The following is an 11,567-nucleotide window of genomic DNA, read 5'->3' on the forward strand; positions in this document are numbered from 1 at the left end:
CGTGTCCGCTCTTTCTCGCGGGGACGGTCGATCTCGTCGAGGGGACCATTCGCCAGCGCTTCGCGAGGGACTACGCGGAGGAGAAAGCGGTCGTGGCCGCCGCGGCCGAGGAGATCGCCGGCGCCGAGACGCTCGTTTCTTTCAACGGTAAATCATACGATCTCCCGTTTCTTCGGAGCCGCGCCGCGAGGCACCGGCTTCCGTTCGGCTCGCCACCTCCGCATGTCGATCTTCTCCACCATTGCCGCCGCGCGTGGAGGGGGAGGTTTCCCGACTTCCGTCTTCAAACGCTCGAGAAGGCGGTCGGCCGGGCGGATCGGGCGGGGGACGTGCCGGGCGCGGAGATCCCGGAGCTTTATCACGATTTCGTGCGGCGCGGCCGCGATCCGCGGATGGCGGCGGTCTTCAAGCATAATCTCGAGGACGTGCTGACGCTCGTTCGGCTCTTCTTCCTGCTCGTCGAGGGGGAAAAGAAAGGAGGAGAGAGAGGTGGGCTCCAAGGTGGTCGGTGAGGCGCTCACGTTCGATGACGTTCTGCTCGTGCCGATGGAGTCGGACGTCCTTCCGAGCGAGGTGGACGTAACGACGCGCCTCACGGGGAAGATCCGCCTCGGAATCCCACTCCTCTCCGCCGCGATGGACACGGTCACGACTTCTCGGCTCGCGATCGCGCTCGCGCGCGAGGGGGGCCTCGGCGTCATCCACAAGAACATGACCCCGCGCGAGCAGGCGCAGGAGGTCGACCGCGTGAAGCGCTCGGAGAGCGGGATGATCACCGATCCGGTCACGCTCGAGCCGGACCGCCCGGTCTCGGAGGCGTTCGCCGTGATGCGCGAGTACCACATCTCGGGGATTCCGATCACGCGGAACAGGCGTCTCGTTGGGATCCTCACGAACCGCGATCTCCGCTTCGTGCGCGACTCGTCCGCACGGATCGAGGACGTGATGACCAAGGAGAAACTGGTCACGGCGCCGGAGGGGACGACGCTTGAAGAGGCGCAGGATCTCCTCCATCGCCATCGGATCGAGAAGCTCCCCGTCGTCGACCGCGAGGGATATCTCAAGGGGCTCATCACGTTCAAGGACATGAGCAAGCGGCTGATGTTCCCGAACGCGTGCAAGGACGAGCGCGGGAGGCTTCGCGTCGGCGCGGCGATCGGCGTCGGCCCGGACCGCGAGGCGCGCCTCGATCTTCTTCGCGAGGTCGGAGTCGACGTCGTCGTCATCGACACCGCCCACGGACACTCGCGGAACGTTCTTCTTGTCGTCGAGGAGACGAAGAAACGCTGTCCGGAGATCGCGGTGATCGCGGGAAACGTCGCGACCGAGGAGGGGGCGAAGGCGCTCATCGGCGCGGGCGTGGACGCGGTGAAGGTCGGGGTCGGGCCGGGCGCGAGCTGCACGACGCGCGTCGTCTCCGGGGTCGGCGTTCCGCAGTTCACCGCGATCGAGCGATGCGCCGAGGCGGCGGCGAAGAGCGGCGTCCCGGTCGTCGCCGACGGCGGCATCAAGTACTCCGGCGATATCGTCAAGGCGATCGGCGCGGGGGCCGAATCGATCATGATCGGGAGCCTCTTTGCCGGAACGACCGAGAGCCCGGGGGAGACGGTCCTCTACGAGGGGCGCTACTACAAGGTGTACCGAGGGATGGGATCGCTCGAGGCGATGAGCTCCGGCTCCAAGGATCGCTACTTCCAACAGGAGGTCGAGTCGGCCTCCAAGCTCGTTCCCGAGGGAGTCGAGGGACGGGTTCCCTATCGAGGGCCTCTCTCCGACACGGTCTTCCAGATGATCGGAGGGCTTCGTTCGGGGATGGGATACTGCGGCGCGCGCGCGATCGACGATCTTCGAAAGAAAGCGCGCTTCGTCTCGATCACCCAGGCCGGTCTTCGCGAGAGCCATCCGCACGACATGGTGGTGACCAAGGAAGCGCCGAACTACTCGCGGCCATTCTCGATGTAGCGCAGGGCTCTCTACCGCAGCGCGGCGGAGAGGAACAACGTGACGCCTGAAAGGTTGAAGTCCGGCGTTCCGAGCCCGGCCTTCTCCTCCGTCGCGATGGCCGCGTATCGGATCTTCGCTCCCGCTCCGATCCGCCCCATGAAGAACGGGATCTCGTAGACCGCGAACACGGAAAGGGCGGGGCCTTCCGCGTCCCTCTCTCCCCGGCCCGAGGCGTCGAGCAGGAACCCGCTCGGGTCGCCGCGGGCCGGATCGGCGTCGACCGAGAGCTTGAGGAAGGTGTAGTGGGCGAGAACGCCCCATGCCCATCCGCGCCCGGTCCTCTCCGGATCGCGGACCGCGAAGCCGGCGCTGAAGGGGAACCCGAAGGCCTCGAAACGCGAGAGCCGATCGGGCGCTTCGAAGGGGATCTCGTCCTTCGCCTCGGTGCGGCGCGACCAGAAGATGCCGAATCCCGCGAGCACGCTCGTTCTCTTTGCGTCGCGGAAGGTGAGGAGGAAGTCGCCGTCGAAACCGGGGGAGAGAGTCCCCGTGCGGATGTCGGCGGCCGTTCGGTCGAGATTCCCCGTGTCGAAGAACGAGACGCCTCCGAGGAAGAGGCTGTGGACCTCTCCTCGAACGGCGAGCGGGGAGAAGAAGAGAAACAGAATCGCCGGCGCGATGGATCTCATGTGCCGAGGATAGCACCGCGCGGCTTGGACGGCCAGACGCGGCGCGCGTGGCGAGAACAATGAACCATCAAGTAATTTTCGCGGTCGAGACGAGCCGCGGAATTCGTTCGATCCTCGCGAGTCGCGCTTGACAGCTCTTCGCGCGAATGGTACTCTGGAAACGTGAAGGGAAAGGATTCAATCCCTACCCGACGCGATATGCTCGTTACTATTTTGAGCCAACAGTACCGTAAGGGGAACCTGGCTCCGGACGGGTAGAACAGGTTCCTTCGGGAACGGTTCGAGCCGGCCGGGAAGGTACCCACCTGGAGCAATCCGGGTCAAAAATAGGACGGGCAATCGGCCGCGGTGGGGATTTCTATTTCTACTGCGGACCGTTTCCGCCCGATCCGGGCGCCGGCGCGGCCGAGAATCCGGGCCACGCGTTCGGATCGAGCGTCCGTAGCTCTCGAAGCGTTTCCAACATTCGCGCGCGGTTCTCTTCCGACGGCGTTCTCCGGTGCTCGAGATACGCGTCGAGAAGCCGGTCCTGCAGGGCGGCGAGGCACTCCGCGCGCCGATGCTCCTCCATCCCCTCCCGGATGCGGGCGACATCGTGCCCCGAGAGAGGCGGAACGAGATCGAGAAATGCGCCCCGCATGTGCGAGAGGACGCACCGATACTTGTCGAAGTCGTAAGAAAGCTTGGCGAGAACTTCCGTCACCGAACGATGGCGCGAAGGAAGATGGTCGGCGTACGCGCATGCGAATCGATAGTACGCTTTCCCTCGTTCGACCGCGGCGGCGACTTCCGCCCGAGACGCCGCGTCCTCCCTCGGCACGTGGAAGACGCCGCTTTGGAGGAGAAGGAAATCCCCGTTCGCCCGGTAGATCTCCCGCTTGGCGAAGACGTTCTCCGCATGATCGAGGATCTCCCAGAGATCGCTCTCGTGCTTCGCGATGTACCTCGCGGCGGTTCGATGAAAGCGGTCGGTGACCACCGAGTTCAGAAGGAGCGCGAGATAGACGTTGACGTCCTCGTCGTAGAAGTCGCGGTTTGATTCGTTCCTCGTGGCGATCCGCGACTGGAGGAACGTATCCATCAGATAGCAGAAGGACGGTTCGTAAGGACCGCGTTTTCGCAGCAGAGCGGTGTACTTCCCGAGCCTCATCGCGACTCCTCGGGGAAGACCACCGCGGGGAGGGAGACGCACGAAGCATGCCAGGGGCCGTCCGTTCATCCGTCCGGCGAACCGATTGGAAATGAATGGGTTGCCCGATCCGTCCGCGATCGTACGGAGCCGGATCCGGCCTTAGCGCTCCCTTTTGCAATGCGGCGTTGCGGGGGGCGAGCGGGGCGTTTAGCATGAGGCGCGCCCGGCGAAGGGGGAGACATGCGAGTCGGCTATCTGCAGTTCGATCCGGTGTTCGGAAGAAGAGAGGAAAACCTCGAAAGGCTTGGACGAATCGCGCGGGAACGCGCGCGGGGGGTGAACCTTCTCGTTCTTCCGGAGCTCGCCACGACCGGGTATCTCTTTCTGTCGCGGGAGGAGGCACTTTCCTTCGGCGAGCCGTTCCCCGGAGGACCGACGGAGCGCTTTCTCGATCGTTTGGCGTGCGATCTCGGCGCGTCGATCGTGATCGGTCTTGCCGAGCGGAGCGGCGAGCGCCTCTTCAACTCGTGCGCGCTCATGCGCCCGGACGGAAGCTCATCCGTCTATCGCAAGGCGCATCTCTTCTTCGACGAAAAGGACTGGTTCGATCCGGGAGACACCCCCTTCGAACCGGTGCGCGCCGAAGGAACCGACATCGGTCTTCTCATTTGTTTCGATTGGTACTTTCCGGAGGTCGCGCGCGTCCTCGCGATCGGGGGCGCGAAGATTCTCGCCCACCCCGCGAACCTCGTTCTTCCTCACTGCCCCGAGGCGATGCGGACGCGCTGTCTCGAGAACCGGGTCTTCGCCGTGACGGCGAACCGGACCGGATCGGTCGAGCGAGGCGGCCGCTCGTTCGCGTTCATCGGACAGAGCCAGGTCGTCGGTCCGGACGGAAAGGTCCTCGCGCGCGCCCCCTCGAGCGGGGAGGATGTCGGCATCGTGGAGATCGATCCGGCCGAGGCGGAGCGGAAGGATCCGACCGGACGGAACGACTGGACGAAAGACCGCCGAACGGATCTCTTCGCGAAGCTTCTCGAACGATGATCGCGGGCGCTCGGGCGATGCCCGGCGCTCCCCTCCTACTCGATCTCTTCTTTCGTTCCCGTCTGAAGGATCTTGGACATTCTCTCGACGAGCTCTCGATCGTCCGCGCAGCGGCGGAGAACCCCGCGGTTCGCGATCGAGATGTTGCCGGTCTCCTCGGACACGACGACCACGATCGCGTCGGTCTCCTCGGTCATCCCGAGCGCGGCTCGGTGGCGCGTCCCGAGCGTTCCCACGCGCGAGCGATCCTGCGAGAGCGGAAGAATGCAGCCGGCGGCGACGAGGGTCGAATCGCGGACGACGACCGCTCCGTCGTGAAGAGGCGAGTAGTTCGTGAAGATCGTGACGATCAACTCCGCGGAGACCTTCGCGTCGATGCGGTGTCCCGACTCGATGATGTGGCGAAGCCCCGCGCCCCGCGAGAGAACGATGAGACCGCCGATCCGCTTGCGCGACATGACGCGCACCGCCTTGGCGATCTCTTCGAGCGACTCGGCCGGCTGGATCGGAAAGAGAAAACGGAAGATCCGGACCTGGCCCATCTGCGCGAGGGATCGGCGGAGCTCGGGCTGGAAGAGAATGACGAAAGCGACGAGCCAAACGGTCTTGAGGCTCGAGAAGATCCGGTTGAGACCGGTGAGCTGGAAGGAATCGGCCACCCAGGAGACGACGTAGATGGCGGCGAGGCCGAGGAACATCTGCGAGGCGCGGGTTCCCTTGACCACCAGGAGAAGGCGATAGAGGAGAAACCAGACGACCGCGAAGTCGATGATGTCGTAGACGCGAAACGAGAGATGCTCGGCCGTGGGCATCTCTAACCTCCCCCTCGGCGGATCGCCTCGACGACGCGCACCGCGCGCGAGACGGGAAGCGGCTCGTGCACGCGGAGCATGTCCGCCCCTGCGAGCACCGCCGCGGCGCACGCTCCGATCGTCCCCTCGAGTCTCTCCTCGACCGGAAGGCCGAGAAGGAGCCCGAGGAACGACTTTCGCGACGGCCCGACGAGCACCGGGAACCCGAGCGAGCGAAGCTCGGAGAGATGCCGGAGAAGAAGGAGGTTGTCCGACAGTCTCTTCCCGAAGCCGATTCCCGGGTCGATCGCGATCTTCTCCTCCGGGACTCCGGAGGCTCCGGCGATCTCGGCCGCGCGCGCGAGATCATCATACACCTCGGAGACCGGATCTTCGTAGTGCGGGTTCTCCTGCATGTCGCGCGGCGTGCCGCGGATGTGGTTCAGGATGAGCGCGCATCCGTGAGCGGCCGCGACGCGCGCGACCTCCGGATCGTGCCGGAGGCCGGTCGCGTCGTTGATCGCCGATGCCCCCGCCCGCACCGCCTCCTCCGCGACCGCCGCCTTCCGCGTGTCGATCGAGATCGGAACGGCGAGCCGCTCGCGGAGCTCGCGAATCACGGGGACGACCCGGCGGATCTCCTCCGCATCCGGAACGGACTCCGCTCCCGGACGGGTCGACTCGCCCCCGACGTCGATCATGTCGGCCCCTTCCCGCACGAGCGCCTCCGCATGGCGGAGCGCCGCGCCGGTCTCGAGGTACCGCCCTCCGTCGGAGAATGAGTCGGGGGTCACGTTGAGAACACCGAGGATCGCGACCCCGCCGCCGGGAGGGGAGAGCCCCCACGCTCGGAGGAAGCGTCCCCGGTCGGGACCTCGCGCCGCCTTCTCGAAAATCGATGCATCAACGGTAAATGGCTCAAAGGAACCGAGGGCTTCGAGGCCTTCCGGGCTCGCCGCGAACGACACGGAATCCCCGGTCGCGCTTCCGATCGGAAGTCCCTTCGCCTCGATGAGGGAAAGAAGGCTCTCCTTCTCGCGCGGGGAGAGGTTCCAGACGATCCAGGGGACGGCCGCGGGCGGCGCCGCGGGATCCGTCGTCCCCCCTATCGCGAGGCGGCGAATGCGGATGACGGTCCTCCTACGCAGGGGACGGAGCAGGAGGCGGCGCGCTCCCTTCTTCGCGCGCGGCGGGAGCGGCGCTCTTCTCCGGACGCCCGGTGTCTCTCTCGGCGCGCGTCTTCCTCCGATGGGGGAGCGGGTCGAGCTCCTCGCCCCGCGCGAGCCGGGCGATCTCGTCCCCGTCGAGCACTTCCCGTTCGAGAAGCGTCTCGCCGATTCGGATGAGGGTCTCCCGATTTTCCTTGAGCAGGGTGAGAGCCCGGTCGTACTGGGTCTCGACGATCGCTCGGACTTCCTCGTCGATCAGCTCCGCAGTCTTCTCGGAGTAGTCGCGATGGCGCGCGATCTCGCGGCCGAGGAAGATCTGCTCCTCTTTGTGGCCGAAGGTGAGCGGCCCGAGCCGTTCGCTCATCCCCCACTCGCAAACCATCTTCCTCGCGAGCGTCGTCGCTTTTTCGATATCGTCGCGCGCGCCGGTCGTGAGCTCGCCGAAGATCATGCTCTCCGCCGCGCGTCCCCCCATCGTGAGCGCGACGTAGTCGAGGCAGTATTCCCTGCTCCACTTGTGCTTCTCGTCCATCGGGAGAAGGTGCGTGACGCCGAGCGCTTGCCCCCGGGGGATGATCGACACTTTGTGCAGCGGGTCGGCGTTCGGGAGGAGGATCGCGACGAGCGCGTGTCCCGCCTCGTGGTAGGCGGTCCCCCGCTTCTCCTTGTCGCTCACGAAGAGGGACTTCCTCTCCATCCCCATCATCACCTTGTCCTTCGCGTCCTCGAAGTCGAGCATGGAGACCCGGTCGCGGTTCCGGCGCGCCGCGAGGAGCGCCGCCTCGTTCACGAGGTTGGCGAGGTCCGCTCCGGAGAGACCCGGGGTCCCGCGGGCGAGTACCTTGAGGTCGATCCCTTCTTCGAGCGGAATGTTTCGCGTGTGAACTTTCAGGATTCCCTCGCGTCCCGCGACGTCGGGCATGTCGACGACGATCTGGCGATCGAAGCGCCCAGGCCGGAGAAGGGCCGGATCGAGAACGTCGGGGCGGTTCGTCGCCGCGAGGAGAATGACCCCCTCCTTCGACTCGAAGCCGTCCATCTCGACGAGAAGCTGGTTCAACGTCTGCTCCCTCTCGTCGTGCCCGCCGCCGAGGCCCGCGCCCCGATGCCGGCCGACGGCGTCGATCTCGTCGATGAAAATGATGCAGGGGGCGTTTCGTTTTCCCTGCTCGAAGAGATCGCGGACGCGCGAAGCGCCGACGCCGACGAACATCTCGACGAAATCGGATCCGCTCATCGAGAAGAAGGGAACCTCCGCCTCGCCGGCGACCGCCTTCGCGAGGAGCGTCTTTCCGGTCCCCGGCGGGCCGAGAAGGAGGGCGCCTTTCGGAATGCGCCCTCCGAGCTTCTGGAACTTCTCGGGCCTCCGAAGGAAATCGATGATCTCCTGCAGCTCCTCTTTCGCCTCGGTCGCGCCGGCGACGTCGGCGAAGGTCACCTTGGGCCGGTCGGCGGTGAGGAGTCGGGCGCGGCTCTTGCCGAACGAGAACGCCTTGTTCCCGCCGCCCTGCATCTGCCGGACGATGAAGATCCAGAAACCGAGAATGAGAAGGATCGGGAGCCAAGAGAGCAGAATGGAAAACCAGTTCATCCCCTCCGGCTTCGAGCGGATCGCGGCGTCCGGGCTCTTCTCCCAGATCCGGTCGGGGAGCTTCTCGTCGGCGGCCGGGAGCCAGACCTTGAACGCATCCACCTCGCGAGGCGGGAGGCCCTCGCCGGTCGTGACGAGCGACGGCTCGCGAAAGACGCCCGACACCTCTTTTTCGACGATCATCGCGGAGCGGATGTTCCCCTTCTCCACCTCTTGGATGAACTGTGTGTACGTGATCTCCGCCTCGGCCTTTCGCCCGGTTTGGTACATCTTGTACACGGTGAGAAGGAGAAGCGTGAGGACGACCCAAAGAGCGAGGGATCGGAACGTGCGGTTGATGCGCGGACCTTCCCGGCGCGGAGGGTGGCCTCCGCGTCGATCCTTCTCCGGGCCGCGTCCTTCCGTCGGCGGAGACGTCGAGGGTCCGCGCCCGGAACCGTCTTCGCGCTTCTCGCCCCTCGGGTCCCCGTTCTCGCGAAGAGAGCGCGGCGTGAGGGACGGAGTTCCCGGGTCGCCCTTGAATCGGCGGCGGGGGGTCTTCATCGCTCGTGTCTTTCCGTAGCCGGACCGAACGATCCGGTCCACGCCAACTTCAACACGTGTCCATATCTCACGCGCAAAGCGTTCTTGTCGACAACCGCTCTCCGCGCGGAGCGAGGGCGAACCTCTACCGGTTAGTATCGTCCGGCGGAGGGCAAAACGCAACCTCCAAGATCCTTCTCGTGGACTCGGCGACCTTGGCGCGGTCCGCGATCGCGATCCCGATCACCCAGAGGATTCCCTCGGAGTCGCAAAGGACGGGGATTCGGCTCCGCTCGCTTCGCGGGATCTTCCGGTCCACGAGGAGGTCCTGGAGCTTCTTTCCGCCGGGGGCACCGAGAGGCCGGAAGCGATCGCCGGGAAGGCGGGAGCGGAGGAGGAGCGGCGGGCGGACGCGGCCGAAGTCGAGCCGCGCGCGGCGGCCCTCGCGCGGAAGGTCCTCGCGGGCCTCTTCGCGCGCGAGCATGCGGCAGAGGACGCGGCTTCCGTCCGGAAGGCGCGCGGCGCCGGGAATCGGGAGAGGAACGCGGAAGGGGGCGGCGTCCGAGACGGGCGGGCCGAAGCGGAGCGCTTCCCCCTCGCGGCGGACCTCGCATTCCTCCGAGAGCATCGTGCGCCCCGAACGCCCATCGCCCAAGAGAGCGAGCACGCTCTCGGTTCGCTCGAACCGGATTCCCTCGGGGAATCCGCCGGCGCGCCGAGCGAGCGCGCGGACCGTCTGGCGCGCGAGCGCGAGGGGGAGCGCGGCGAGAGCGGCGGCCGGAACCGAAAGCGAGTCTTCTTCCTCCCGGGCGTGCCGCGCGATCCAACGGTCCGCTTCTTCTTCGAGAAAGCCCTCGATCTCCGAGAAGATGTCCGCGCTCCGCGCGAGCGCGTCCCGCACCGGGCGGCCGAGCAGGTTCTCCGCGAACGGAAGAAGCTCGAGGCGGATCTTGTTCCGGTCGTAGTCGGTCTCGAGGTTGCTCCGATCGATACGGGGAACGACGCCCATCCCCGCCAAATACGCGGAGATCTCCTCTCGCGAGATGTCGAGAAGGGGGCGGATCAGCTTTCCCCTGCGATGAGGGATCGCGCCGAGGCCGCGCGGTCCCGCGCCGCGAAGGAGGTTGATGAGGAGCGTTTCGATCCGGTCGTCGCGCGTGTGGCCCGTGGCGATTCGGTCCGCCTTCTCGCGCGCCGCTTCCTCGTCGAGCATCGCGTAGCGAACGCGGCGTGCCGCCATCTGGAGCGACTCGCCGTGCCCCGCTTCGAACGGCCGGATGATGCGCACGCCGAGCGAGATGTCGAGGGTCGCCGAGAGCGCACGCACGAAGCGCTCGTCCTCGTCGGATTCCGCTCCGCGCAGTCCGTAGTTCAGATGGAGCGCGCGAAGACGGAGACGCCGCCCGGCGCGGACCTCGGCGAAGAGATGCGCGAGCGCGGTCGAGTCGGGACCGCCGGAGAGGGCGAGAAGCACCGTCTCGCCGGGGCGCACGAGAGCTTTCTCGTCGAGGGCGCGCGCGAAATCGGATCGGATCATCACGGCGGGAACGTTCGGATAAAGGTACGTGCCGGTGCAGGGATTCGAACCCCGGACACGCGGATTATGATTCCGCTGCTCTAACCAGCTGAGCTACACCGGCGAAGCGACTTCACTCGCCCTCCACGCTACGGAGTGACGGCCGGAAAGTCAACGGGAAATCTCCCGCCGTCCGCCCGGCACTCGGCGGCGCGCGAGAATCACGAACGCATAAACAATGAACGCGAGCGCCGATCCGAGAACCCCGTTGCGGAAAGAACGGGGCCGGTAATGAAAGACCACCTCGTGCTCTCCCTTCGCGAGCGGAACGGCCCGGAAGGCGTAGTGCGCGCGGAGAATCCGTCCCTTCGCGCCGTCGATCGAGACCTCCCAGCCGGGGAAGTACGTCTCGCTCACGAAGAGGAGAGCCGGCCGTTCGGAGCGGGTTCGAAGGCGGAGCATGGAGCTCTCGCGCTCGATGATCCGGACCTCGCCGCCGAGGAAGGGCGCGCTCCCGCCGTTCTCGATCCCGGGGTCCTCCTCGAGCCAAAGCGGTCCCTGGGGATCGAAACCGGGCGAGGTCACCTCGCGGAGGATGCGTCCCCGGTCCCGTTCGACCCGATACGCGTGGCGGAGAAAGGCACGCGGGAGCGCATCGAGGTTGTCGATCCGCGTGAACGGATCGCGGGAGACGACGCGGAAGCCGCCGATCTCCGCGAGCCGTCCTTCCGCTTCCAGCGCCCCCGCATCCGTTCCGAAGCGTGGGGGGGAGAGGAGAAAGGAACGCACCCCGAGGAGATCCCAGAGAGGGAGGGCGACCTGAGCGGCCGATCGGAAGGAAGCGATCCGGCGGCCGTCCGGGCAGAGCATGGGATCGATCGCGGCGAAGAGGTCGCCGTAGTCGCGTGGCATGAGCGCGTTCACGCCTTGCAGGTCCTCGATCCCGTACGGAAGGCCGGTATTCGATGGGAGGAGGTATTCCCATGTGAAGCGCGCGACGCGAAATGGTTCTTCCTCATTTGTCAATGCATCAAGGGATGCGTGCGGTGCGAAGAGCGCGCTCGCGGGTTGAGGCGTGTAGTAGGTCCGGGCGAACGTCCACCCGTCCGCGGCGACGACGAGGAGGACCGCGGCGCCCGCGGCTCGTGTCCAGCGCCTCCCTCCGA

The 11,567-nt window shown here is 66.3% G+C and carries 10 protein-coding genes, 1 tRNA gene and 1 other RNA gene; 4 read left to right on the forward strand and 8 right to left on the reverse strand.

Annotated elements, in window-relative coordinates; translation table 11 throughout:
- Both FJY73_12485 and guaB read left to right on the forward strand, forming a co-directional pair.
- A partial coding sequence (locus tag FJY73_12485; GenBank protein ID MBM3321484.1) for a ribonuclease H-like domain-containing protein occupies positions 1-512 on the forward strand: 512 nt, incomplete at its 5' end.
- A complete protein-coding gene (gene guaB, locus FJY73_12490; GenBank protein ID MBM3321485.1) occupies positions 490-1,962 on the forward strand; it encodes an IMP dehydrogenase in 1,473 nt (490 codons plus the stop codon). The genes FJY73_12485 and guaB, both read left to right, overlap by 23 nt.
- 11 nt (positions 1,963-1,973) lie before the next feature.
- Here the strand turns inward: guaB and FJY73_12495 are convergent, their stop codons facing one another.
- Complete coding sequence (locus FJY73_12495; protein MBM3321486.1) at positions 1,974-2,633, reverse strand: hypothetical protein; 660 nt, start codon at positions 2,631-2,633, stop codon at positions 1,974-1,976.
- A 178-nt stretch (positions 2,634-2,811) separates the two neighbouring features.
- On the opposite strand from FJY73_12495, the gene ssrS reads away from it, so the two are divergent.
- A non-coding RNA gene (gene ssrS / locus FJY73_12500) (6S RNA) lies at positions 2,812-2,992 on the forward strand.
- A gap of 5 nt (positions 2,993-2,997) precedes the next feature.
- Here the strand turns inward: ssrS and FJY73_12505 are convergent.
- Positions 2,998-3,783 carry a hypothetical protein gene (locus FJY73_12505; protein ID MBM3321487.1) on the reverse strand — a complete coding sequence of 262 codons (786 nt, stop codon included), beginning with the start codon at positions 3,781-3,783 and terminating at the stop codon, positions 2,998-3,000.
- Positions 3,784-4,005: 222 nt separating this feature from the next.
- Here FJY73_12505 and FJY73_12510 point away from each other — a divergent pair, with 222 nt between their 5' ends.
- Complete coding sequence (locus tag FJY73_12510; GenBank protein ID MBM3321488.1) at positions 4,006-4,812, forward strand: acyltransferase; 807 nt, start codon at positions 4,006-4,008, stop codon at positions 4,810-4,812.
- A gap of 35 nt (positions 4,813-4,847) precedes the next feature.
- Here FJY73_12510 and FJY73_12515 read toward each other — a convergent pair whose 3' ends face one another.
- The 6 genes from FJY73_12515 to FJY73_12540 form a co-directional block, all read right to left on the reverse strand.
- Entirely contained in the window at positions 4,848-5,624 is a 777-nt protein-coding gene (locus FJY73_12515) for a TIGR00159 family protein (protein ID MBM3321489.1), read from the reverse strand.
- Between the two features lie 2 nt (positions 5,625-5,626).
- Positions 5,627-6,571, reverse strand: a complete 945-nt coding sequence (gene folP / locus FJY73_12520) for a dihydropteroate synthase (protein MBM3321490.1) — start codon at positions 6,569-6,571, stop codon at positions 5,627-5,629.
- Between the two features lie 172 nt (positions 6,572-6,743).
- Positions 6,744-8,906, reverse strand: a complete 2,163-nt coding sequence (gene ftsH, locus FJY73_12525; protein MBM3321491.1) for an ATP-dependent zinc metalloprotease FtsH — start codon at positions 8,904-8,906, stop codon at positions 6,744-6,746.
- A gap of 124 nt (positions 8,907-9,030) precedes the next feature.
- Entirely contained in the window at positions 9,031-10,422 is a 1,392-nt protein-coding gene (gene tilS / locus FJY73_12530) for a tRNA lysidine(34) synthetase TilS (protein ID MBM3321492.1), read from the reverse strand.
- Positions 10,423-10,451: 29 nt separating this feature from the next.
- Positions 10,452-10,525, reverse strand: a tRNA-Met gene (locus tag FJY73_12535).
- Positions 10,526-10,572: 47 nt separating this feature from the next.
- The coding region (locus tag FJY73_12540; protein ID MBM3321493.1) for a YfhO family protein at positions 10,573-11,567 on the reverse strand (995 nt) is incomplete at its 5' end.

It is taken from the genome of Candidatus Eisenbacteria bacterium (assembly GCA_016867715.1).
Lineage (GTDB): Bacteria > Orphanbacterota > Orphanbacteria > Orphanbacterales > Orphanbacteraceae > VGIW01.

What these genes read in the sequence shown, in the direction of transcription:
- ftsH (MBM3321491.1), bottom strand. Translation starts at nt 8,906, where the DNA reads ATGAAGACCCCCCGCCGCCGATTCAAGGGCGACCCGGGAACTCCGTCC.
- FJY73_12505 (MBM3321487.1), bottom strand. Translation starts at nt 3,783, where the DNA reads ATGAGGCTCGGGAAGTACACCGCTCTGCTGCGAAAACGCGGTCCTTAC.
- FJY73_12515 (MBM3321489.1), bottom strand. Translation starts at nt 5,624, where the DNA reads ATGCCCACGGCCGAGCATCTCTCGTTTCGCGTCTACGACATCATCGAC.
- FJY73_12495 (MBM3321486.1), bottom strand. Translation starts at nt 2,633, where the DNA reads ATGAGATCCATCGCGCCGGCGATTCTGTTTCTCTTCTTCTCCCCGCTC.
- tilS (MBM3321492.1), bottom strand. Translation starts at nt 10,422, where the DNA reads ATGATCCGATCCGATTTCGCGCGCGCCCTCGACGAGAAAGCTCTCGTG.
- FJY73_12510 (MBM3321488.1), top strand. Translation starts at nt 4,006, where the DNA reads ATGCGAGTCGGCTATCTGCAGTTCGATCCGGTGTTCGGAAGAAGAGAG.